Consider the following 24,265-nt stretch of genomic DNA (forward strand, 5'->3'; position numbering starts at 1 on the left):
GCAGGTGACCTTTGGGCCTCTGCTGGCTGAGGGCAAGACCAAGCGGATCTATGCCCACCCCGAGGACCCCAATCTGGTCTATATGGTCAGCAAGGACCAGATCACCGCAGGCGATGGGGCACGTCGCGACGAGCTAGCTGGCAAGGGGCGCTGGAGCACCATCACAACAGCCAATGTCTTCCGTCTGCTGAACGCGGAGGGCATCCCTACCCACTTCGTGCGCCAGATCAACGATACCACCCTCCTGGTGAAGCGCTGCCAGATGGTTCCTATCGAGCATGTGCAGCGCCGCATCGCCACCGGCTCCTATCTGAAGCGTCATCCCGAGATCAGCGAGGGAACACGCTTTGACCCGCTGGTCATCGAGACCTTCCTGAAGGACGATGCCCGCCACGATCCTCAGATCTGGGATGAGGATATCATCAAGATGGGCCTGGCCACTGCCGAGGAAATCGCCTGGATGGCCGAGCAGGGGCGCCGCGTTTTCGAGACTCTCGAACGAGCCTGGGCGAGCGTGGATGTGACCCTGGTCGATCTGAAAATCGAGTTCGGGCGCGACAGCGAGGGGAAGCTGCTGGTGGCCGATGTGATCGACAACGATAGCTGGCGACTCTGGCCCGGCGGCGATAAGAATCGCATGCTCGACAAGCAGGTCTACCGCAATCTCAAGGAGGTCACCGAGCAGGATCTGCAGGGAATCGCCGATCGCTATGCTCTGGTGGCCGATTTGACTGGGAAACTGCGCATTTGATCTTAGCTGTAGGGCGGTGCAGTAGACGTTCTGCACCGCCCGCAGCGTCTTGAAGGAGATGCAGGAAGAAAGCCATGGAGCGACTGCGCGATGCCTGCGGTATTGTTGGGATCTATGCCAGGCCGGGAGATGAGAGTATCGATGTGCGTCAGTATCTGACGCTGGCTCTGACGGCTTTGCAGCACCGCGGCCAGGAGAGCGCGGGCATGGCGGTCTACGATCGGCGGGGCCGCATCGCCCATCGCGTGGGCATGGGCAAGGTGCGCGAGGTCTTTACGGATATGGGTCAGGGCCTGCCAGCTACGCACTGCGGCATTGGCCACGTACGCTATTCTACAACCGGCTCTAGCTGCGTAGAGAACGCAGGCCCGTTCGTGGTTGGCGAGAATGGCGAGGACCCGGATGGTGCCCACCCTGGGGCGATTGCGGTGGCCCACAATGGCAACCTGGTCAATGGCCCGGCCCTGCGCGCGCGCCTGCCACAGCATCTGCTCTCTTCGACAACGGACAGTGAGGCCATCGCTCTCTTGCTCTTGCTGGCGGAGGGCGCCACGCTGCGCGAGCGCATGCTGACAGCTTTTCCTCTGTTGAAGGGTGCTTACAGCCTGGTGATCCTGGCCGAGGGCAAGCTCTATGCAGTGCGCGATCCCTGGGGCATGCGTCCGCTCTGTCTGGGACGCATCGGCGCCATCTGGATCGCTGCCTCGGAGTCCTGCGCTTTCGATCGCATTGGGGCCACCTTTGTGCGCAACGTCGAGCCAGGCGAGCTGATCACGATCGATGAGCAAGGCTTGCACTCCGAGATTCTGGTTCAGGCCCCGCGCCAGACGCTCTGCGTCTTCGAGTATATCTATTTTTCGGATGCCACCAGCTACGTGAACAATCGCTACGTCTACCTGGTCCGCGAGGCTTTGGGCCGCGAGCTGGCCCGCGAGCACCCAGTGGAGGCTGATCTGGTGGTGCCAGTTCCCGATTCGTCAATTCCGGCAGCTTTGGGCTATGCTGCCGCTTCGGGTATTCCCTACGGCCAGGCGATTATTAAGAACCGCTATAGCGACCGCACCTTTATTAAGCCCGACCAGCGCCTGCGCCAGATGGAGGTCGATCTCAAATTCAACTTTGTCCGTCCCAAGGTGGAGGGCCAGCGCCTGGTGATTGTCGACGATTCGATTGTGCGCGGCAACACGATGAAGCGCCTGGTGGCGGCCCTGCGCCATCAGGGAGTGCGCGAGATCCATCTGCGGTCAAGTGCGCCGCCGCTGCGCCATCCCTGCTACTTCGGCATTGATATCCCTCACGAGGGCGAACTGGTTGCGGCTGGTCGCAGCATTCAGGAGGTGGCTGATTATATCGGCGTTGACAGCCTGGGTTACCTCAGTATCGCCGGTCTGGGGCGCGCCATTGCTTCGGTCCGCCGCGTGAGCGGGCGAACGGCCCCGACAGCGGCACAGCCGGGAGAGCGCGGCGCGGAGCCAGTTGAGGAGAGCGAAACGACCGCCTTCTATGAGGAGCTGCTACATCGCGAGTTTTGCTACGGCTGCATGCGTCGTCAGGGCTGGCCCTTTGATCCCGTCGTGGCCGCCGACGAGTCGTCTCCTCTGCCGCTCATGCGCCAGCCCTCGCCCTCGTGAGACCAGTCGACAGGCAAGCGTCCGATCGATCAAAGGATGAGTAAGAGTGCGAGCTGATCATTCAGTGCTTGAGGCGAGACCCCGCAGAGCCAGGTGTGAGGAGTGAAGAGGGGTATAAGGAGGAGCTAGCGATTATGCGTGTACTGGTAATTGGTTCGGGCGCACGCGAGCATGCGCTGCTTTGGAAGCTGGCCCAGAGCCGACGTGTCTCGCAGCTCTGGGCCGCTCCAGGGAATCCCGGCATGGCCGCGCTGGCGGAGTGCGTGCCTATTGGCTTGAACGAGCTGGAGCGCCTGGCCGATTTTACCGAGCGGCAGGCGATCGAGCTGACGGTGGTTGGTCCCGAGGCGCCCTTAATTGCAGGTCTCGTCGACGTCTTCCGGGCCCGGGGCCTGCCGATCTTTGGGCCGACGCAGGCCGGCGCCATGCTGGAGGGTAGCAAGGCCTTCGCCAAAGAGCTGATGGAGACGGCGGGCATTCCGACGGCCCAGCACCGGACCTTTCGCGATCCCACCGCCGCTTTCGCTTACCTGGAGGAGCACGGCGCTCCCGTAGTTGTCAAGGCCGACGGCAATGCTGCCGGCAAGGGGGCCATTGTAGCTCTGGATCTGGAGACCGCTCGGACAGCGGTGCGGCAGATGATGGTCGAGCGGATCTTCGGCGGCGCTGGCGAGGTGGTGGTCATCGAGGACTATTTGCAGGGAGATGAGATCGGTTCGACGGCGCTCTGCAATGGGACCAGCTTCGTGCCGCTGGTGCTGACACAGGATCATAAGCGTGCCCTGGATAACGATGAGGGCCTCAATACGGGCGGCATGGGAGCCTATGCCCCGTTGCCCTTTGTGAGCGCTGAGACCGAGCGAGTCGTGCACGAGCGCATTATCGCGGCGACGCTGCGTGCGCTGCAGGAGCGTGGCATCGCCTTCTCGGGTGTCCTCTATTCGAATATTATGCTGACCGAGCGCGGACCGATGGTGCTGGAGCATAATACACGCTTCGGCGACCCCGAGACGCAGGCCATGATGCTCTTGCTGGCAGCCGATCTGCTCGATCTGCTGCAAGCGCCTGAGCGCCTGGCGAGCGCCTCGCTGTGGCATCCAGGCTACGCGGTCAGCTTGACCCTGGCTTCGGGTGGCTATCCCGGGAGCTACCGCACGGGTCTGCCCATTGAGGGCCTGGCTGAAGCGAGACGACTGGAGCAGGTGCAGGTCTTCCATGCCGGCACCGCTCTGCACGATGGCAAGCTGGTGACGGCGGGTGGGCGCGTTCTGAGCGTGGCCGCCTACGGCACTACGCTTGCGGAGGCGGTGGAGCGTGCGTACGAAGCGGCCCGCCTGATCCACTTCGAAGGCATGCACTACCGCCGCGATATCGCCAAACGCGGCCTGCGCGCGCTGCAGTCCCAGACTGGCTGAGACCAGCGCGCGCCTGGCTCACAGATACGGCTTCTGAAGGTCTTCTTGCCTGATTTGACTCTCTCAGTAGAAAAGGAGATTATCCGGTCATTATGGCAGCGAAAGTTGTGATCATCATGGGGAGCAAAGGCGATCGTGGCCATGCGGAGAGCATTGTCAAGACGTTGCAGGAGCTGAACCTTCCTTATGAGCTGCGCGTCTGTTCAGCTCACAAGGCTACTCGCCGCCTGCTGGAGATCTTGGAGAGCTACGAGGGAAGCAGCGACCCCATCGTCTATATTACCATTGCCGGGCGCTCCAACGCCCTGTCTGCCGTGGTCGATGCCAACACCCGTTTTCCAGTGATTGCCTGCCCGCCCTATAGCGATCGCTTCGCGGGGATGGATGTCCTGTCGTCGTTGCGCTTGCCGTCGGGCATCGCCTCGCCGACGATTCTGGAGCCGGATGGCGCGGCCTTGCTAGCTGCCAAGATGCTGGCGCTCTTTGATCAGGAGCTGGCCCAGCGTCTGGCAACCTATCGCGAGCGCTTTGCTGCCGAGCTGGAGCGCGCCGATGCAGAGGTGCGCGGTCATGGTGGAGCCAGTGCCTAGCGCTGAGGTGAACGTGCGTGACAGCCGCGAGGCCGCAGCAAGCGGGGAAGCCCAGACGTTGCCTCACCTGCGCCTGGGGGTGCTCATCTCCGGCAGCGGGACCAATCTCCAGGCCATCATCGATGCCTGCGAGAATGGGCGGCTGCGAGCGGCTGAGATTGCCCTGGTCGTGAGCAATGTAGCTGGAGCGCTGGGTCTACAGCGCGCCCTCAAGCATCACCTGCCGGCGATCTATCTGCCGTGGCGTGGGCGTGAGGAGAGCGAGCAGCGCCTTGCGGCCTTGCTGGAGCTGTTCCGCGTCGATCTGGTCGTGCTGGCGGGCTGGATGCGCATCCTGAGCGCAGACTTTCTGGCCCGCTTCCCGCGGCGGGTGATCAATCTCCATCCGGCGCTTTTGCCCGATGATCCCAGCGCTAACGTGTATATCGCCAGCGACGGCAGCCATATCCCCGCCTTCCGCGGCCTGCACGCTGTCCGTCAGGCGTTAGAGGCCGGGGTCAAACTGACGGGGAGTACTGTGCACTATGTGACGCCGGCGGTCGATGCCGGGCCGGTGCTCTGCCGGGCCGAGGTCCCCATTCAGGAAGGCGACAGCGAGGAGACGCTGCACGAGCGCGTCAAGGCAGTCGAGCACTCGCTGGTCATCGAGGCCATCGAGCGCTGGCGGGCACGCGAGCTGCTCCCGCAGCGTTAGCGACCACTCCCGCCTCTTGAGAGCAGGGGTGGCCTGTCGGGTGCACTTTTTCCCCTCGCGAGATGACTACTGTACGATCAGGAAGCGGCGTAGTTTACCGCCGCTTCCTTTTTCATGGCGTGGCAAGAGAAAAATGGAGGTAGCCGGGACCTCGCCGGCAGGCATTTAAGAGCAGGAGAGCAGGATGGTCAGCATACCACCCCTGATCGAGCGCTTCCAGGGAGCACTACTTTGCGGTGCAACCGGCGATGCTCTCGGTTGGCCGACAGAGTTCCTGCTTCCAGAAAGAAGCCGTCAGTTCCCCTTTCAGCTTCCTCATCAGATCTTTGTCAATTGGAAAAAGCGCGTTGGCGGAAGGTGGTGGGGCTACGAAGACGAGATTCTGCCTGGCGAGTACTCCGACGATACTCAGTTGACACTGGCGGTAGCCCGCTGCATCAATGAGGAGGGGCGCTTTGAGCCGGAGCGCTTCGCCTATAAGGAGCTGCCGCTGTGGCTGCAGTACGAGCGCGGCGGCGGTCGAACAGTCAAAACCGCCGCCCGTAAGCTACTCGCGAAGAGAGCAGACTGGCTCAACAATTTTTACCGGCAGGGCGATCTTGACTATCGTCAGGCAGGGGCCAATGGCGCTGCCATGCGCAACCTCCCGATTGCTCTCGTCAATGTACATGACAAGCAAGCACTTATTCGCGATTCCTTCTACAACGCCATTATTACCCACGGTCATCCGCGCGCTATCTTGGGAACGATCCTCTTCGGTCTGGCTGTTCACTGCGCTCTCACGCTGACAGCGCCTCCACCTCCTCCGCACTTTATCGAGTGTATTCTCGATGGTCTACGCCAGGTCCCCAAAGTCATACAAAGCGACGAACGTCTGCAGCGCTGGATCAACACCTGGAACCGCGGTCTCTTGAATAAAGAGCTGAATTTTGCTCAGCTCTACCGTAGCACGCTCCAGGAAGCTGTGCAATACCTGAAGCAAATTCCCGCCTTCCTCTCGCGAGAGCCGAAGGACTATTACACCTTGGTAGGCGCTCTCGAACCCGCTACGAAAAGCTCGGGGATTGCCACCGTCTGCGTCGCCATCTACCTCTTTCTGAGGTACCTCCAACACCCTCAGCAAGGCCTCATCGTCGCTGTCAATACTTTTGGCAGCGACACCGACACGATCGCTCTCTTCCTCGGCAGCCTTCTGGGCGCTTTTCATGGCCTCCAGGCTATTCCGCCAGCCCTCCTGGATCAGGTTCAGGACCGCCACTTTCTGCTGACGATTGCTCGCCGGCTCCATGCGGTCGCCGCTGCTTCTTTCACCCCCCCACCTCCGACAGAGGAGGCCAGCGACCGCCGAGCTTTCTACTTCAGCATTCTCTCCTGGGAAATGGCCTTTCACGAAATGTTCCACCAAGAATACCAGGACGGTAATACTTTGATCCACCCAGCCCTCGGCCTGGGAGCCATCCAATCGCAAGAGGAACAGCCTCTACGCCGCGATGGCTATGTGGCCCGCCTGATTCGTGTCCAGTTCAAGTGTGGCCAGACCTGCGTTTTCCATTCACGAGTCAAAGGGCACGAATCTCCCTCGGAAAGCCTTGCCGGCGAGGTAGCCCGCGCCTTGCAAGAGCGAGAAGAGTAAGCAGTCCAGTCCAGGGGCTTCCTGTTGCAGGAAGCGGTAGGTCGCAGCCTCGCTCATGAGCTAGCGAGCGCGTGATGGCAAGGGCAAAGGCAAGCGAGCACTGGGACTGGTCGAGGAGCATTCAGAGGTTATAGAATGTAAACAAGAGTTCGCGCCGGATGCCGCCCGACTGTCCCTGTTCGTGGAGGTAGCCTTGCCAAATGAGAGTTGTCAAACTGCTCTTCATCTGCCACCTGGCGGCGCTTGTCTTCGCCCTGGGTGGCCTTCTCATCATTCTGCCTCATCCTGAGCTGTGGAACAGCACACCCATCGGAGTGCGCATCTTCCAGTTCGCCCTGCACTGGGCCGGCTCGCTGCACATCCTCTTTGGAGCAGCCACGATGCTGCTCTTCGGTCTACTCTGCATTGATGCGCGGCGCACCCTGGTCTTTTTCGCCGCCTCGGTCCTGATTTCCATCATCGTGAGCCTGCTCAGTCTGACTGGTATTCCCCTGAGCACCGCCACCTTCTCCGCCTTCCCGGGTCCGAAGCTGGCCGGCATCGTCCCCTACTCGCTCCCGCTCTCATGGTTCTATATGGGCTTTACATCCTACCTGTTGGCCAGCAAGCTGACGGACCGACTCGGTCTGGAGCGGCAGACGCTCTGGTCGCTGGTGCTCGGCACCTACTTTCTGACAGTCTGGGATCTGGCGCTGAACGCGGTTCTGGTGAGCGGCCATTTCTCCACCTCCACCGGCCTGCTGAACAGCTACAGCAGCGCCTACGGTCTGCCGGTGGGCAACCTCTTCCTGTGGATCTGCAATTGTCTGCTTCTGATGGTTATCAGTCGCTGGCTGTGGCGCTCCAACCTCGATGCGCACCATCTGGCGATCTGGCTGCCCTTTGCCGTCTACACCGCCAACACCGGCTTCATCATGGCCCTCAACCTGGGCAGCGGCCTCTGGTCGCCCTTGCTCTTGACGGCGGTCTTCGTACTGGTACCGGAGTCGCTGGTAGTCTTTCCACGCGAGGAAGCGCACCCGCGTCCCCAGCATCCTGGGCGTCGGGCCTTAAGCCAGTCGACCTGGTTGCTGATGCGCTCCGGCGCACACGCAATCTCGCACTGGGCAGTCCGCATCCGCGTCGAGGGACTGGACCAGGTACCGCGCAAGGGGCCGGTGTTAATCGCTGCCCGCCACTTCCACTACTTTTACGATGGCTACGCCCTGCTGCGAGCCATTCCGCGCCGTCTGCACACGGTGGTAGCCCTCGACTGGCTGCGTTCGAAGCGCCTGCGTTTCGCGATCGAGCTGGGCTGCTCGCTAGTCGACTGGCTTGTCGTGTTGCGCAGCGAGCAGTTCCGCGAGCAGCAGGCCGGCGACACATCCCGCGCCTACAGCCCGCGCGAGGTTCGGCGCTACCTGCGGCAAATGGCCACGCGTGCTGTCAGCCTGCTGCGCGCTGGCGAGGTGCTGGTGATCTTTCCAGAGGCTTACCCCAATATTGACCCGCATCCCTCGCCGAAAGCGGACCTGCAGCAGTTCCTGCCCTTCCGCCCCGGCTTCGTCAAACTGGTCGAGCTGGCGGAGCGCGATGGCCGCACCCAGGTGGCGGTTGTGCCTGCCGGCCTGGCCTACACTTCTGAAGGCGGGCGACGCCGACGTTGGCGGGTGACCGTGCGCTTCGGCCCCCCGCTTTACCGCAAAGATTTCGCTTCCGCTGAGCAGATGCGGCGCGTCGTCGAGGAGCAGGTGCAGCGGCTCTCCGCCGCTTCGCCACCTCCCTCTGCTCCACAGACGAAAAGCCCGCTGCCAGTCTAGTCTGGCCGGCACTGGCCGGCCCTTCCACGTTGGCTTGAGCGCCTGTCGTTGCTCAGGGCCCCGGCTCTCTGGGGCCCTGCTTGTGCTTGAAAACAGCACGCTTGCTTTGCTACTTACAGTATGTAAAAGGCGGAATCATAGAGGGTATGCAGAAAGTCACGCGCTTCCTGAGCGCTCTACGCACCATCCTGCTCGGGGCCAGTGTGCTGCTGGGACTCTGGCAGGACTACCGCATTCAGAAGGCCATCCGTGAAACGGCCACACCGCTTCCGCGACGGCTGCCCAGGCCGGCCCCGCGGGTCTCGATTATTCTGCCTGTGCGCAACGAGCAGGAGAATATCGACGGCTGTCTTGCTTCGCTGCTGGCCCAGGACTATCCCGACTTCGAGGTCATTGTGGTCGACGACGGCTCAACCGATGCCACGCCCGCTCGCCTGGCGGCATGGCAGCAGCGCGACCCACGCCTGCGCGTCCAGCGCATCGAAGAGCTGCCTGCTGGTTGGGCCGGCAAGGCCCACGCCCTGCACAGCGGGGCCACCCTGGCGAGCGGGGAGTGGCTGCTCTTTACCGATGCCGATACGCGCCACGCTCCTCAGACCCTGCGCCGCATGGTAGCCCATGCCATTGCCCACCGCCTCGATCTGCTCTCGATGTTCACCGAAATGCAGATCATCGGTCTGGCAGCCCGCCTGCTGACGCCGATGACGGGCCTGCTCCTGACAGTGCTGATCACGCCCGGCGAGATTCGCAGCGCTGCCCGCCCGCGCCAGGCTTTTGCCTTCGGTCAGTATATCCTGGTGCGGCGCGAGGCCTACGAGGCCACCGGTGGCTTCTCAGCTCCCGAGGTACGCGCCTCCTTCACCGAGGATATGGGCATCGCCCAGGTCTTCAAGCGTCAGGGGTGGCGCGAGGACATCGTCGGTGGCTGCGGCCTGGTGAAAAACGTCCAGTGGACGACCTGGCGCAGCGCCTGGCGCGGCCTGCGCAAGGGCGCCTACGGAAAACTGGCTCCCTATCCGCTGCTGAGTCTCGTCGGTGGGAGCTTCCTGGTCTACTACGGCCTGGCCCCCCTCCTGACCTTGCGCGCAGCTCTGCGGCCTGGGCACTTGCGTCAGGAGCGCCTCTCGGCCCTGCTGGCTCTGCTGGCTCTCTGCTTGCAGGTCGATAGTAAGCGTCGCTTCGGTCAGGCTTTTGGCTTGCCAGCACGCTGGGCGCTGTTGGCGCCTTTCGCCAGCACGGCTTTCGGTTTTCTGTTACTGGATACCATGCGTCTGGCCATCAACGGCCAGGGAGCCGACTGGAAAGGTCGCCGCGCTCCCCGCTTGACGAGAACCAATATGCTACCTTTATTGTAGGACGGCTCTAGGATAAGCACAGCTCCGCTGCGCAGGCCCGTGGCGCAGGCCCGTGGCACAGGCCCGTGGACAGCAGGCGCTGCTCCTTCAACGGCGACAGCGGAGCTCCGGTATATCGTGACTGCCCCTTGGCGGGCCTGCCTTACACAGGCGAGGTGTCTAGCATGAAGCTCTCGCAGTTCTTCTTACAGCTGCAGCTGATTTTCCTGCTCTTCATCGCTCTGGTTGCTTTCTGGCAGCGCCATCGCATCAAGAAGGGCATTAAAGAGCTGACCACACTCGATGAGGCTCCTCTGCCGGAGCCACCTCCTCACGTCTCCATTATTCTGCCCGTGCGCAATGAGGAGGCACACATCGACGACTGCCTGGCCTCGCTGTTGGCCCAGGACTATCCCGACTTCGAGGTCGTGGTCATCGATGATGGTTCAACCGACGCCACGCCCGCTCGCCTGGCGGAGTGGCAGCAGCGCGATAGCCGCCTGCGGGTCTACCGCATCGAGGAGCTACCCGCCGGCTGGGCCGGCAAGGCTCATGCCCTGCATACCGGCGTCTTGCTCACGCAGGGTGAGTGGCTGCTCTTCACCGATGCCGATACACGCCACGCTCCCCAGACGCTGCGCCGGGCCGTAGCCCATGCTATCGCCCATCGCCTGGATCTGCTAACTCTCTTTACCGATACTCGCCTGCCCGGCGCCGCCGCCCGCTTGCTTACAGCAATTGGCGCTACACTGTTAGCCATGCTGGCAACGCCGGGCGAGATGCGTAATCCGCATCAGCCGACGCGTGTGCTAGCCGTTGGGCAGTACCTGCTGGTGCGGCGCTCTGCGTACCTGGCCTGCGGTGGCTATAGCGCTCCTGAGCTGCGCTCGACCTTCTCAGATGACTTAACGCTAGCCTGGTATCTCAAGCGTCACGGCTGCCGTGAAGATATTGTGGCCGAGCGGGGGCTGGTCTTCAACGATCAATGGACGACCTGGAAGAGCGCCTGGGAAGGCATGCGTAAGAGCAACTACGGCCTGGTAGCCAGCAGCCCGCTCCTGGGCGTGGTTCTGGGTTTGGCCCTGATCCTTTACGGCCTGCTGCCGCCTGTCACCCTTGTGCGTCAGTTGTGGCCCAGGCGGCGCCAGGCCCGGCAACAGTCGCAGAGCCAGCGAGACCATCTCTCGCTGCTGACGAGGGCGCTGGCGGCGCTCGCTCTCTTCTTCCAGATCGACACGAAGCGGCGTTTCGAACGCGAGTATCGTCTGCCCTGCGCCTGGTCGCTGACAGCGCCTGCAGGTTGGGTCACCTTTGGTCTGCTGATGCTCGATACCACGCGGCTCGTGCTCAAGGGACGTGGCGCAACCTGGAAAGGCCGTACCGCTCCGCCGCAACATCACGCCGTCCATCCGCTGGCCTTTATGGGTCAGGTTCTTGAGCGCCTTCACGCGGGCAGGGACGGTACCAGGCCCTTCAGCTGCCGCGCCCACTACTTGACAGGACTTTGTAATGGAGAAACGCTTTCGTCTTCTTTCCTTGCTGCACAGCGCCTATCTGTGCCTGACCGCTCTGGGAGCCGGCTGGCAGCTCTGGCGCGTTCGACGCACGCTCAGGGAGACGCTGCCGCCCGTTGAGGCAGATCTGCCGGACCCGGCGCCTCATGTTTCGATCATTGTGCCGGTGCGTAACGAAGAGCAACACATCAGCTCCTGCCTGGCCTCTTTGCTGGCCCAGGATTACCCTGACTTTGAGGTGCTCGTCGTTGATGACGGCTCGACGGATGCAACGCCGGCCCTGCTGGCGATCTGGCAGCAACGCGCCTCGCGCCTGCGCGTCTATCGCGTCGAGGAGCTGCCCGCTGGCTGGGCCGGCAAGCCCCATGCCCTGCACAGCGGCGTCACGCTTACGCAGGGCGAGTGGCTGCTCTTCACTGACGCCGATACACGCCATAAGCCTGAGGCGCTGCGCCGTATGATGGCTCATGCCCTGGCCCAACAGCTGGACTTCCTTTCAATGCTGACAGACGCCCGGCTTGTGGGCAGCGGCTCCCGCTTGCTGACGCCGGCGGGGATCGTCTTAATGACCCACTTTGCGACTCCTGGAGAGATGCGGAACCCACGGAAGCCTGGCCGGGCGCTGGCCGTCGGTCACTATCTGCTGGTCCGTCGCTCAGCCTACGAGGCGAGCGGTGGCTACAGCGCGCCCGAGCTGCGCGCCAGCTTTGGCGATGACGTGGGCCTGGCGCAGTTTCTCAAACAGCGAGGCTGCCGCGAAGACTTCGTCGATGGGCGCAATCTGGTCTCTAATGAGCAGTGGACTACCTGGCGCAGCGCCTGGCATGGCTGGCGCAAGAGCGTCTACTCGGTGACGGCCTCAGCCCCTTTGCTCTATCTAGGCGCAGGTCTGGGATTGATCAGCTATGGCCTGCTGCCTTTGCTCAGCGTGCTAACCGCTCTGCGCCAGCTACTCAGGGGGCGCCAGCGGGAGCGATCCTTGCCGCTGCTGCTCCTCTCCCTGTTGACGCTGGCCCTACAGGTGAGCGCGCGTCGCAGCTTCGAGCGTGAGCAGCAGCAGCCATTCGCCTGGTCGCTGCTGGCCCCTGTGGGCTGGATAGCCTTCGGCCTGTTGATGCTCGATGCGGTGCGTCTGGCACTGAGCGGACGCGGGGCCGAGTGGAAGGGACGCCTGGCCCCCCGTCAGCCGCCGAGCATCCAGGTACCGGGCCTGCCCCTGCAGCGCCACCGCCACGCCAGCATCCGCCGACGCTGAACAGCGCTTTGCTCTTCGCACTCAGCTCACAACCTCTCTGCCTGGCAGCGATGCTGCTGCTTACTTATCTGCCGTTGCCTGTGGTAGAATAGGTTCACCATGCATGATCTGTGGGCAGATGTCGATCAAGAATACTCTCAGCTGGCAGCACGCGCGGGGACGCGCGCCCGCTCCGTTCGCCAGGGAGACCTGCTGACCTCCCTGCGCCTCTGGCTCCAGGAGGAGTACCTTGCTGGCTATTGCCGGGCACTGCGTCAGAATCCGCTCTACCGACGCTGCTATTGGATCGATGCTCTCGGCGGCGAGCCAGCGAGGGAAGAGCAGGCCGTCAGCAGTAGTGAAGCTGGCAGCGGAGGCGAAGCCGGCCCAGGACCGCGTGAGCGCTCTGGCGGCAGGCGGCGCGCTCAGTCTCAGCCACAGCATCCGTGGCTGCAACCTTTGAGCACCCTCCATGCTCGTTTGCTCGCTGATGGCCGGTCGCTTGCCCTCTACGGGCTGCTGCTGACAGGCCCAGCCGGCAGACGCAGCACCAGCCGCCCAGGCTCCAGTTCCAGCAGTCACAAGGCCGGGCTGGTGATTCCCCGGGAAGGCGGCCTGGTCTCCGCCAGCTGGCCGGAAGCGGCGACTGCCATCCTCCAGCTTCTTGATCAGGCCCCGGCAGTTTTTGCTCTGAACCCTCTGGCCCCAGCACTCTTCCGCTATGAGGACCTGGAGCCGCTCTTGCAGCGCGCCGCCCCGACAGAACTCTGCCTGCTGATCATGCATCGCCAGCTGGAGAGCCGACTGCGCGCCGCTCGACGCCTGGAGCAGCAGGCCATCGCTTTGCACAATCTGCTGCGCAGCGATCGCTGGCGGGCCTTGATGCCTCGCGATGAGACGGCGCCGCTCTCGCCGGAGGCGCTCGCCGAATTACTCGATCTTTTGTTATCCCAGATTCAGCGTCACTTCCCTCTGACACAGCGTATCGCCCTGCCGCGGGCCAGCGGCCCAGCCCTCATTGAGACAGCTCCCTATACCCTGCTCTTTGCCACACGTCGCCAGGATAGCCTGCTGGCTATGAATGACGCCGTGTGCATCTATTGGCGTCGGCTTGAGGAGCAGAGCCAGGCGGACCTGCTAGGCAGCGACTGGTTCCAGACCCGGCGCGAGGAGCGTCTGGCCACTGCCCGTGAGCAGCTCTATCAGCGTACACTGCAAACGGGGCGCGCTCTGCGCAGCCGGCGCTGGCCCGACCTGCGCCAGCAGCTCATCAGCAGTACCTTTGGCCAGTTCACGCAGGCCGAGCACAATGCCGTCATTCAACGTCTGCTGCGCGAGGGACTGGTCCGCTGTGAATGGCGACGCCCTCGTCCTACCCCGCCGTCAGAAGAGGCCGATGCATCAGAGCCGGTGCCTGGCCCAGACGATCTGCTGATCTGGCCCGGAACACGCTAGCGAAGGCCGCCGCCTACCCTACACGGCCAGCACGCCTGACGCAGGGAAGAGAGACTGACAGGAAAAGGAAGGAGACGTTACCAGGGGGAAACGTCGGTCAATGGGGCAACCGACGTTGTTGGTAACGTCTCCCACAGGGAGAAACGCAGGAGCCGGCTAAAATCAGAGCAGTAACCTGCTCGCCTAAATAGCCCCTCGCCCGGCAACGACGATATCAACGGGAGGGTGATGTGGATACCGAGAGCGTCTCGCAGAAAAATACATTAAATGAGTTGACTGGAGCCGAGTGGCTCTATTTCACCAAAAGTGTACTTATCACGAACTACCCCTCCGTCTATGGACACGACCTGCGTAAAGCACACGGCGCCAACAAGCCGCCACAGTTGATGAGTCAGCTCATCGAGTTCTTTACCAAGCCCGGCGAGTGCGTGCTTGATCCTTTTGCCGGCGTTGGCGGCACCCTCATTGGGGCCTCCATCTGCAAGAAGCCACGCCGGGCCATCGGCATCGAGATCAATCCCCGCTGGGTAGAGATTTACCAGCGTATTCTGAGCGAGCACCGCGACTCGCTGCAGCCCCAGACATTGATCCAGGGCGACTGCCTGCAGGTGATGCAGGACTTCGCCGAGCATTCTTTCGATTTTATCGCCACTGATCCCCCGTACAATATCCACCTGGCCCAGACCATGAGCAACGGGCGCTACGCCGCCACCTTCCCTAATCGTCGCACCGATTATTATATGCGCTCAGATGACCCGCGCGACCTCGCCAATCTGGCCAGCTATGAAGCCTATCTAGAGGCCATGGAGCAGGTTTTTGCGCAGTGCTTCCGCGTTCTGAAACCGCGCAAATATATGGTCGTGATCGTGCGCAACGCCTACCAACACGGCGAATATATTTTCACGCATGTGGACCTGGCCCGGCGCGCCCGCCAGCAGGGCTTTGTCCCAAAGGGAGAGATCATCTGGTACCAGGCCGGCACACGGTTGCGCCCCTACGGCTATCCAAGCGCCTATGTTCCGAACATTGCCCATCAGTATATCGTCGTCCTGCGCAAGCCGGCAGCCAATCGACGCAGCTAAGCTTAACAGCGCGAGTCTGAATGGACCAGTTCCTCAGCGAGTGGACAGCGTAGGTTATAATTACCAGAAAGCAGCGAACAGGTAGCGCTCAGATCTCTGCGAGAGCAGCGCAGCAGAGGAGAGAAGAAGGGGACAGAGCCTATGCCAAGGAAGAAGCCAACACCTCCACGTCGTATCCCCGATCCCGATGCTTTCGAGCCACGCGAGCGCATCGAGGAATTTGTGAATGAGGAGGAGGATAGCGAACGCTTGCAGGAGGAGGTAGCGCGGGAGAGCAGCGATGAATATATGGTAGAGCGTGGCGAGGGACGACATGAGGCGGGTAAACGTGACGTTGAGCTGTACATTCGGACCTACAATACGCTGTTGCGTAGCTCGGGCGAGGTGAGTTTGAAGGCCCTGGTCCAGGCCCACTATAATATTGACTCTAGCCTGCACCCCGATGCCCGCTCGCCCTACCCCGATATGTCAGCCCTCATCTACTGCGCTCTGCGCCTGCCCTCAGCCATCCTCTACTGCACGCATGTCCTGCTTGGACAGTCCGAAGAGGTCTTTCTGAAACAAGGTTTCCAGGTTGATCGCTGGCAGGCCGTGACAGCGCCTGCCCGCCGCCGCAAGTGGTTCTACGATGGCAAAGAAACGCTGGCGGTCTACGTGGCGAGCGTGAGCGATACCGACGATATTGTCCCGATTCTGGTGGCCTTCCAGATCGAATGGAACAAGCTCTACTATCTGATCAACGCTGATCCGACAACGATCCAACTGCTCTCGACGCGCATGGATCGCTCGTCGCCGGTTTTTGCGGAGATCACGCGCGTGCTACGCCAGCGCCTGCATATCGCAGCCGATGACTGGCGCCGTCTGGAAGTGGTCTGGGGTGATCGCTTGTGGGAAAATCTGCTGATCATCGGACGCCAGCGCAAGAGCTTCACCCTGCGCATGCTCGGCGGCTCCCACGTCGGCTTCGTTCGCGCGACACGGAAATGGTGGGCACCAGTCGAGCGCCTGCTCGACTCGCTGGGGCTGCGCGAGCGCCCGGTCTACTTCGTCTCTAGCAATACTCATAGCCTGGTCAATCTGACCTCTGGCTCCGTCTTGCGACGCGAGGCTGAGCTGATCGATTTCGCCCTCAGCGGCCAGGACCAGTATCTGGCGAAGGAGTGCCACAAGCTGCAGTCCGGCGAAGTACCCGGCAATTGGCAAAATTTCCTGTACTTTGCCGCCCGCGAGTGGGCCCGCACGCCCGAGGGCCAGGAGGCTATGCGCCAGCGCGTTGCCGAGGAACAGGAACGCGGCATCTGGCACGTTGGCGCCCGCCACGGCCTGGAGATCGATGCTCAGATCTTCGAGCTGGCCCGTCTCCATCCGACCGATGTTGATCCGCGCTGCCGCATGCCCGGCATGGATCTGCTGGCCAAGAGTAAGGCCATTATTCTGAATATCGACTACCCGCTGGGTATGGCCGCCTACCGTATGCTGCGCGAGATCATGGAGAATATGTCGACGATCCTGGGCATCTATATCCTGGGCAAGGCGGCCACGCTCAACGGCAGCATCGGCGATGTAATGATCTCGAATGTGGTACTGGATGAACATAGTCAGAATACGTATTGGCTTGATAACTGCTTCTCTGCCCAGGATGTTCAACCGTACCTGATCTATGGATCGGTGCTTGATAATCAGAAAGCTGTCTCGGGCAAAGGCACATTCCTCCAAAACCGTCAGTACTTCGACTTCTATTATAGCGCCAACTACACGGTAGTGGAGATGGAGAGCGGCCCATACCTCAACGCCGTCTACGAGGACCAGTATCTGACTCGTTACCCCATCGGCGAGAATATTAACTTTGCACGCTTGCCCTATGACCTCGGCATCCTGCACTATGCCTCGGATACGCCCTATACCCGCGGCAAGAATCTCGGCGCCGGCAGCCTCTCGTACTTTGGCATGGATTCGACCTATGCCTGCGCTGTGGCGATCGTGCGCCGTATCTTCGAGCGCGAGATCCGCTACGTGCAGGAGAGGTATGGAAAGGCGGAGTTGCGCGAGGAGGCAGCCGCGGCTCGCGACGGAAGACAGTCGCCGCCCGAGTCAGGCCAGGACGATTCGCGCCCGATGGAAGCCTCTGTCACCTAGCCGGTTGACGAGGAGCTGCGTCGGCGCCAGGCGACACGAAGGCGCCTGAGCAGGTGATGCCACAAGGAGGCTCGCTCGCGCCCGGCCTCAGCAGCTGACGACGCTGGCGCAGCCTCTTCAGCTGCTTGTTCTCTGACAGCTGTTTCAAGGGATGAGCTGGCACTCTCTTCGAGCCGTTCGGCGGCACCAGCGTGCCAGCCGACGGCCTGGCGATAGGCGGCGACAAGCTCGCTGGGACGCTGAAAACGCCGGGCCGGCTCCTTCTCCATCGCCTGCCTGATGATCTCGTCCAAGGCCTCGGGTAAATCGCTGCGCCAGCGCTGGAGCGAGGTGACGGGCGCGTGGAGATGCTGGGCGTAGACTCCCTCACGGGAACTGTCCCGAAAGACCGCATGTGTGGTCAAGAGTCGGTAGAGGACGGCCCCGAGGGCGTAGACATCGGTGCAGGGTCCACAGGAGCCTTCTCGAAGCTGCTCCGGCGCTCGTCCCTCGCCACTGCCATAGTCAGGGTAGCTTTGACCGGCGGGTGTGGCCAGCTCCAGCAGGTGCATGACCCCGAAATCGCCGATGGCGAGACGTCCGTCGCGCAGCAGAAAGATGCAATCTGTACTGAGGTTCCGATGAATGATCCCTTGCTCGTGCGCGTATTCCAGGCCTTGGGCAATCTGTTCCAGGTAGTCGCCGATAGTGCTCAGGCTGGGCGGGCCGCTTTTAGTGAGCGCCGAGATCAGGGTCTGCATGGGTAGATTGGGCGTTACCAGATACGACCCGCCCAGATAACTCCCATAGTCGACCAGGGGCAGAATATGACGGTGCTGGAGTGCCGCTACCTCGCCCGCTACCTGGAGAAAGCGCTCCTGATATGCCGCCCGTTCCTGGGGGTCCAGAGCACACGGGGCTAGAATGAAGCGCACCAGATAGGTACTGCCTTCGTCGGTGCTGCCCAGAAAAACCGGCCCCAGCTCGTTGCGCCCGACAAGTTGCTCTAGATAGTAGTTCCCCAGGGTGGTACCGATTAAGCTCTCACTTGGTGGAAATGCAAGCATAACCTTCCTATCCCTTTCCCTTCGGCCTCGCTCTCTATCTCCTGCGCGGATCTGAGTGACATCTGGCTCTGGCCTCAAAGCTGTCACTCCTTCTCTACCTCTTGTGAACGCGATTCTGGCACCCTACAGACCCGGCCTTTTCACCAGCAAAAACGCAAGGGCAAGGTGATTTTGGTAGGCATGACAATCACTGACACCCCTCTTCTCCAGTGCTCTGCCAGTACTATAATAAGCTACGTAGAGCGCGCGATCTCGGTCGTCTAGCGATGGAGGCCATCCGTGCGTGCGGCCTTGCCTGTCCATCCCTGTCCATGTCTCGTTCAGCTCGGCCTTCTCGCGGGCTGACAGTTGGCAGGCTTTCCTTCTTATCGGCTACGGACATGGATAAGCCGTCAAACCAGAGTGGGCCGTCTCCATTAGAGCCTGCTACAGCTCAGGAGACCGAGAAAGAAGAGATCGCCTTTGTCCCGCTGCCAGGCTCTGGCCAGACGTGGCCACGCGCTGCGGCTCTGAGAAGCGGGCGCCGCCTGTCAGGGCTGGCGGCCTTACTCGCTCTGTTCTTAACGGCTCTGCTGCTCTGCTATCTCTTTCCTGTAGGAGAGATTGCCCAGCAGCTTGCGAGGTTCTTCACCACAGAACAGCCAGCGAGCATCAATAGCGCCTCCTACTATCTCAGTGTCGATGTGCCGTGGACGCAGATCACTGTCGACGGGCAGCCTTTGCAGCAGAAGCCGATCCTCGCCTTTACTAGCCCTCTGCAGCTTCTGCGCGGCACCCATCTGATCAGCTGGCAGGCCGACCCTTTTCGGGAGCAGTCGTGTACCATCTCCGTGCCTCCCTCCCTAGGGGACAGTTGCCCGACCTCGACCACTCAGTACCCGGGTGGGCGGCAGATCCAGGTGCTCTGGCTACGCGACCGCCTGAGCGATCTCTCCCCCGCTCAGCAACAGGCCCTGCTGGCAGCCTTGCGAGCAGCCTGGCAACCCGCCGCCTGGAGTACCACCATCGAACCGGGCGAGCGCTATATTGATCTCAGCCAGTCTGGCTATATAGGGGTTGCCCGCCCTGGTCAATCGTTGCAGGCCACGCTCCAGCTGCAGCTGATGCTGGATCTGAGCGGACGGCGGGCCAGCTACCTGGCCTGCCAGACAGGCACTCCTGATGGTGAGAGTGGCGATTGCCCCATCCGTGAAGAGAACTGCCTGCAGCTCTGTGCACTCCCTCCCTGGCAGTGGCAGCCCTCTTCCTCTGCGGGTGCACCCTCCTCGCTGAATGGCTGGCATCTTGTGGCCTTGACTACCCTCTCTTGGGATATCGTCCGCCGCGACGGCCCGCCGATCGCCTTGCATCAGCCCCTGGGCCTCTACAGCTTCGCGCCCGAGGCAATCCCGCTCGCCTTCAATATCACCTGGACCGGCTCCCGGTGGCAGGCGCAGCTCCTCACCGGCCCAGCGCTTAGTTCAGCGCTCTTCATTGATGGCCAGCAAGTTACGCTTGACCCGGCCTGTGTCGATGCCCAGCATGGCTTTGCTGAGTTTGACCAGCAGGCTGTTGGTGAGGTCAAGCAGGTTCACTTTTTCTCGTCCAGCAACCCAGCTGAAGGCTGTTTGATGACCTTCAAAGTAGGAGGCCAGACGGCAGCATTTCTGGAGCGCTGCGGCCTCCTGCTGGCTGTCAATCCTCCGGCCCACCGCCTCCAGCCCTACTGGCCAGTGGCTAACGTCGTAGAGCAAGCCCTGGCGGCCCACCTGAGCCACCTAGCCGGCTGGAGCTGGTGGCTGCCGCTGCCGGGTAGTCCATTCGGACCACAGTGAGCGGAGACCGCTCGAATGTAACACTGCCTGGGGTAGCCTGCCGGCAAGGCAAGGCCAGTAGAGCCGGTCAGACCAGGCTAAGCGGAGCCGGGAGTATCCTGCCCCCGTTCAAACGAGGCGAGAATGGCCCGCCAGGTCCCTTCTCCGCCGATGTGCTGCACCCGGACACCGGGCACGTTGGCCGCTGGTACCTGGACCTGGCCGATACAGAGCATAGAGACAGGATGACCACTACGCTGAAAGCGCTGCAGAGCCGAGAGCAGAGCCTCATTGATCGCGCTGGTCACCAGGACCACCGTGGCCCCAAAGGGCAGGTGCGAGCGCTCGACGCCCATAATGGTCTCAATAGGCTCGCCATAGTACGGCTCAACCCGCGCCAGGGCCTCTAAAATACGCTGACGCTGCCTGGCGCCACTCGCCGGAGGAAGGCGAATAATGCTTGACCGCGGCTCCAGGTCGTCCTGCGCTGGCCCCGAAGGCAGAGTCTCGGGGCCAGCCCCACCACCCTCCAGGCCAGAGAGCATGCCATTGCAGTAGAGACCAACGGCGTAGCCTGCCTGTAGTCCCCAGTCGGCCACCGAGGCCGCCGCGCAGATGGCCAGTTCCTTCAGCTCCTGGCTCACCCCCAGCTCCAGCAGCGAGAGAGGCGGTGGCATATTCAGAAACAGCGCCAGCGTGTAAGTGGCACTGGCTTCGTAGATCTTGCTCTGCAGGCACATGGCCCGCGCCGAGGCTTTCCAGTGCACCCGCCTTAGCTCGTCACCCTGGCGATAGTCGCGAATGCCGCTGACGCGCGCCGGATCTTCCAGCAGGCGCTGGGGCATGCGCCGCTCACCAAAAGGATAGCGCGCCGGCAATCCCAGCCGGGTGAGCGGGACAAGTGGAGGGTAGACAAGAATCTGCTCCCGATTGTCCAGCTCCTGATGCCGGCTGACGAAGCCGAAGAGATCGCCACTCCACAGGACAGTGGGGCCAAAGGTGTGCACTCCGCGCGCCAGACACCGTAGCCGATAGCTGCGCGTGATACGCTCGTACCAGCGCGGACTAAAAAGGCTCTCAATGATGGCCCTCCTACCGTCAGGGATGAGGTGGGGACTCAAGCCGCGGAAGACCAGTGCCAGAGGCACGCGATCACTTACCCTAACCCAGGAGAGCGGCAGCAGCTTGGCATTTTCCAGTAGCTGGGTCAGGACGATCTCCTCTCCAAAGCTGGCCCGCTGCTGGCTGAAAGAGCGTCGATAGCGCAAGTTCACCAGACAAAAGGTACTCCAGATATCAATCAAGAGAAAAATAAGGAAGAGCAGCAATGCGCTAATCAGCAGCAACAGCTGATGAACAAGAACACTGACCAGCAAGATGCCGAGCGGGAGAAAATACCAGCTACGTTTCATGGCTCAACAGGCACTGGCACACTTTCAACGATCGAGGCCATGAGCCTCACCAGGGACTGTCCACGGAGGCTGGTTTGACTCGTGGGGATCAGGCGATGAGCCAGAACAGGTATCGCCAGGCGCTTGATATCATCGGGCAACACGTAGCCACGTCCTTCGATAGCCGCCAGAGCCTGAGCCGCGCGATAAAGGGCCAGGGTACCACGCGGACTGACCCCCAGCTCGATGGCCTCGTGCTGTCTGGTGGTCCGTACCAGCTCAATCAGATAGCCCTCAACGCTCTCTTCAATCTCCACCGTGCGAATGATCTGCTGGAAGTGCGTGAGCTGCTCAACACTAAGCACTGGCTGCAGCTCGGCCAGCGGTTGCCGCTGGCGAAAACGGCGCACAATCAGGCGCTCCTCCTCCGCGGTGGGATAGTCCAGACGCAGACGCATAAAGAAGCGATCGAGCTGGGCCTCCGGCAAGGGGAAGGTGCCTTCCAGTTCAATGGGATTCTGGGTAGCAATCACCATAAAGGGCCGGGGCAGAGCAATGGTCTCGCGTTCGACGCTGATCTGGCGCTCCTCCATCGCTTCTAGCAAGGCGGATTGAGTGCGTGGCGTGGCTCGGTTGATTTCATCGGCCAGGACGATCTGAGCCAGCAGTGGGCCGGGACGGAATTCGAACGTACCCTGCTTCTGGTTGAAAAAGGTGATCCCGGTGATGTCGGAAGGTAACAGGTCAGGTGTAAACTGGATGCGCTGGAAAGAGCAAGCCAGCGAGCGAGCCAGAGACCTGGCTAAGGTAGTCTTGCCGGTCCCCGGGACATCTTCAAAGAGGACGTGCCCTTCGCACAGGAGCGCCACTAACAAGAGATCGATAACTTCTTCCTTACCGACCATGACCTGCCCAATATTGTGGCGCAGCGTCCTGGCCGCCTCACTTACTTGAATAAGCTCTTCTGGTCGAATCATCCTCTTAGTCCTCGGGCTGGCTGCAGCGTCTGCCTTCATTATCGCAGACTCGACAGGACCGCCAGCCGAAGAGAAGGTAGCTTCCCCAACAGCTACAGCGAGGAGCGTCAGCCTGATCTTGGTCCTGCCTCCCTCGACGCTGCCCCGTGCTCCCTATGCGAGCCTTTCCTTCTGGAGATACGCCTGATCGACGGCAGTCTTCACAAATCAGGTGCCTTGGGCCAGGCTCCGTCTTGGGTTTGCTTGCTAGCTAGAGGCAAAGTGGCCCGGAAGGCGGGCCAACGATACGATTCGATTGTAACAGCGCTGCTGGCAGAAGCCTCCTGCCCCATCTCACAAAGATGCCAGCAGCTGCAGGCTTCTGGGTTTCGGCCTGGAAATACTTGAGGAGAAGCGCTTGTGTTTCGCCGTCAGCTGGCAGCGCTGGCGCTGGCTATCCGTCTGCCACGAGAAGAATCCGCTGGAGTGATTGCAGGCGAATCTCTCTCCTATTCCACCAGGCAAAGAGCAGAACGGTTATAAGCCTGCTTCTACAAGATACCATATTCATCGGCAATCGTGAAGCAGGTGAATAGTATTAGATGTTCACTAGCGAGGCGGGCAACAGCAAGATCGGGAGCCGCATGAGCAGACCAGGCTTCTGCTCTCTTACATTAAAGAAGAAAAACGCCTGACAGAGCGCACTCGCCCTCAGAAGCCAGGCGAGCGAGAGAGCCGCCGGGGGCTGCCGAGAGATGACGGAGAGCGCCTTCGGAAACGTGTTCTATCTCGCATGGCAGGCAAAATTGACTGTTGTGCTCTTCAGGCAACGGCACGGTACGGTCAAAGCAGGGCAGGCTCCTGGAGAAAAAAGCGATCAGCCACGAGTAAGCAGGTGCCAGAGCAGGGCCTGGCTAATCGGCAGGAGCAAAAGCGCCAGTTGTAATGCGTACCGTCACAGTATTCGAGCTAGCCGCGCCATCGGAGCCGAAAACAGTTGCATGGACACGAGCCTGAGCGCGTTTGCTCACAGAGAAAACCTGCACGTGCCAGGTCAGCGTAGCCATGCCGGAAGCATCGGTATTACCATTAACCACGGCCACGAAGGGAGCCACATTATAGGTCACCTGGAGCTGGACGAAGCTGTTCGGCTGATTCGTAATGACAGTGACCGTCAGATCGCTATTGTTAGGTACGCTGCCGGGGAGGCCAGTAATCTGCACCGCTCCGTTATTGGCGCCGTTATCAGTAGTACGGGTCGGTTTCAGCGTGGGCGTGCTCTGCATGGGAGGCTGGCTGCTCTCATTGCTTCCCTGACCGCCTGGCGTAGGAAAGGTCGGACGCAGGTCCACTGTGCCCGTCGGTGCCACACCTGGTGGCGGCGTCAAAGGCACACGAGCCTCCATGCTAGAGCTGCTCTGAATCAGGGTACCGCCGACAATGACCGAGAAAATTATCCCCGCGATCAGCACCAACACGCTGGCGAGTATCAGAACCTTGTAGGCCGGGTCCTTCTGCCAGAAATAACTGATCTTCCCCAGTAGCGTCGGCGGCGCGCTCTGCCGCGGACGCCGGATCAGCATCTCTGGAGCGATATAGGTCGTTTGCTGCTGCGGATCAGCAGACCACTCCCCAGGCTTTGCCCCGGGCGCTGCCGGCAGGATCAGCTTGCCGGAGAGCGGTTGGCCTCTCACTCCTTGTTCATCTCGTTGCTCTTGATCTAGCATCGCGCGTTATCCTCAATTTCAACATTTCAGTATACTCGTGTAGATCGACATCCCTGCGACCGCCGCCGGCAGGGGAGATTACGG

The 24,265-nt window shown here is 61.5% G+C and carries 18 protein-coding genes; 14 read left to right on the forward strand and 4 right to left on the reverse strand.

What is annotated here, in order from left to right; translation table 11 throughout:
* The first annotated feature begins 4 nt into the window (after positions 1–4).
* The 13 genes from KTAU_RS15120 (at position 5) to KTAU_RS15180 (ending at position 17,268) form a co-directional block, all read left to right on the forward strand.
* Entirely contained in the window at positions 5–751 is a 747-nt protein-coding gene (locus tag KTAU_RS15120; protein WP_170293392.1) for a phosphoribosylaminoimidazolesuccinocarboxamide synthase, read from the forward strand.
* 74 nt (positions 752–825) lie between these two features.
* On the forward strand, positions 826–2,382 hold the full coding sequence (gene purF, locus KTAU_RS15125; RefSeq protein WP_151729177.1) for an amidophosphoribosyltransferase: 1,557 nt from the start codon (positions 826–828) through the stop codon (positions 2,380–2,382).
* Between the two features lie 134 nt (positions 2,383–2,516).
* Positions 2,517–3,797, forward strand: a complete 1,281-nt coding sequence (gene purD / locus KTAU_RS15130; RefSeq protein ID WP_151729178.1) for a phosphoribosylamine--glycine ligase — start codon at positions 2,517–2,519, stop codon at positions 3,795–3,797.
* Between the two features lie 92 nt (positions 3,798–3,889).
* Entirely contained in the window at positions 3,890–4,387 is a 498-nt protein-coding gene (locus tag KTAU_RS15135) for an AIR carboxylase family protein (protein WP_151729179.1), read from the forward strand.
* On the forward strand, positions 4,368–5,081 hold the full coding sequence (gene purN / locus KTAU_RS15140; protein ID WP_151729180.1) for a phosphoribosylglycinamide formyltransferase: 714 nt from the start codon (positions 4,368–4,370) through the stop codon (positions 5,079–5,081). Before KTAU_RS15135 ends, purN begins: the two co-directional genes overlap by 20 nt.
* A gap of 184 nt (positions 5,082–5,265) precedes the next feature.
* Entirely contained in the window at positions 5,266–6,714 is a 1,449-nt protein-coding gene (locus KTAU_RS15145; RefSeq protein ID WP_151729181.1) for an ADP-ribosylglycohydrolase family protein, read from the forward strand.
* A gap of 200 nt (positions 6,715–6,914) precedes the next feature.
* The gene (locus KTAU_RS15150; protein WP_151729182.1) at positions 6,915–8,513 is read left to right on the forward strand and encodes a carotenoid biosynthesis protein; all 1,599 of its coding nucleotides are present in this window, start codon (positions 6,915–6,917) and stop codon (positions 8,511–8,513) included.
* Between the two features lie 146 nt (positions 8,514–8,659).
* Positions 8,660–9,868 carry a glycosyltransferase family 2 protein gene (locus KTAU_RS15155; protein ID WP_151729183.1) on the forward strand — a complete coding sequence of 403 codons (1,209 nt, stop codon included), beginning with the start codon at positions 8,660–8,662 and terminating at the stop codon, positions 9,866–9,868.
* A gap of 164 nt (positions 9,869–10,032) precedes the next feature.
* Positions 10,033–11,481, forward strand: a complete 1,449-nt coding sequence (locus tag KTAU_RS15160; RefSeq protein WP_151729184.1) for a glycosyltransferase family 2 protein — start codon at positions 10,033–10,035, stop codon at positions 11,479–11,481.
* Positions 11,384–12,616 (forward strand): glycosyltransferase family 2 protein, encoded by a 1,233-nt coding sequence (locus KTAU_RS22035; protein ID WP_228026513.1) that lies wholly within the window; start codon positions 11,384–11,386, stop codon positions 12,614–12,616. The genes KTAU_RS15160 and KTAU_RS22035 overlap by 98 nt, the downstream gene beginning before the upstream one ends.
* A 99-nt stretch (positions 12,617–12,715) precedes the next feature.
* Positions 12,716–14,050: a hypothetical protein gene (locus KTAU_RS15170; protein ID WP_151729186.1), complete on the forward strand. Its 1,335-nt coding sequence runs from the start codon at positions 12,716–12,718 to the stop codon at positions 14,048–14,050.
* 230 nt (positions 14,051–14,280) lie between these two features.
* On the forward strand, positions 14,281–15,132 hold the full coding sequence (locus tag KTAU_RS15175; protein WP_151729187.1) for a TRM11 family SAM-dependent methyltransferase: 852 nt from the start codon (positions 14,281–14,283) through the stop codon (positions 15,130–15,132).
* Between the two features lie 141 nt (positions 15,133–15,273).
* Entirely contained in the window at positions 15,274–17,268 is a 1,995-nt protein-coding gene (locus KTAU_RS15180) for a DUF6909 family protein (protein WP_174844071.1), read from the forward strand.
* On the opposite strand, the gene KTAU_RS15185 is transcribed toward KTAU_RS15180, so the two are convergent.
* Positions 17,265–18,314 (reverse strand): serine/threonine protein kinase, encoded by a 1,050-nt coding sequence (locus KTAU_RS15185; RefSeq protein ID WP_151729188.1) that lies wholly within the window; start codon positions 18,312–18,314, stop codon positions 17,265–17,267. The genes KTAU_RS15180 and KTAU_RS15185 overlap by 4 nt on opposite strands.
* Before the next feature lie 380 nt (positions 18,315–18,694).
* Between KTAU_RS15185 and KTAU_RS15190 the strand changes: the two genes are divergently transcribed.
* On the forward strand, positions 18,695–20,128 hold the full coding sequence (locus KTAU_RS15190) for a hypothetical protein (protein ID WP_151729189.1): 1,434 nt from the start codon (positions 18,695–18,697) through the stop codon (positions 20,126–20,128).
* 77 nt (positions 20,129–20,205) lie between these two features.
* Here KTAU_RS15190 and KTAU_RS15195 read toward each other — a convergent pair whose 3' ends face one another.
* From KTAU_RS15195 to KTAU_RS15205, 3 genes are all read right to left on the reverse strand, one after another.
* Entirely contained in the window at positions 20,206–21,519 is a 1,314-nt protein-coding gene (locus KTAU_RS15195) for a DUF58 domain-containing protein (protein ID WP_151729190.1), read from the reverse strand.
* Positions 21,516–22,475, reverse strand: coding sequence for an AAA family ATPase (locus KTAU_RS15200; protein WP_151729191.1), 960 nt, complete (start codon positions 22,473–22,475; stop codon positions 21,516–21,518). The genes KTAU_RS15195 and KTAU_RS15200 overlap by 4 nt, the downstream gene beginning before the upstream one ends.
* 893 nt (positions 22,476–23,368) lie before the next feature.
* Complete coding sequence (locus KTAU_RS15205; RefSeq protein WP_151729192.1) at positions 23,369–24,181, reverse strand: hypothetical protein; 813 nt, start codon at positions 24,179–24,181, stop codon at positions 23,369–23,371.
* Positions 24,182–24,265 lie beyond the last annotated feature (84 nt).

This window comes from Thermogemmatispora aurantia, from assembly GCF_008974285.1.
Lineage (GTDB): Bacteria > Chloroflexota > Ktedonobacteria > Ktedonobacterales > Ktedonobacteraceae > Thermogemmatispora > Thermogemmatispora aurantia.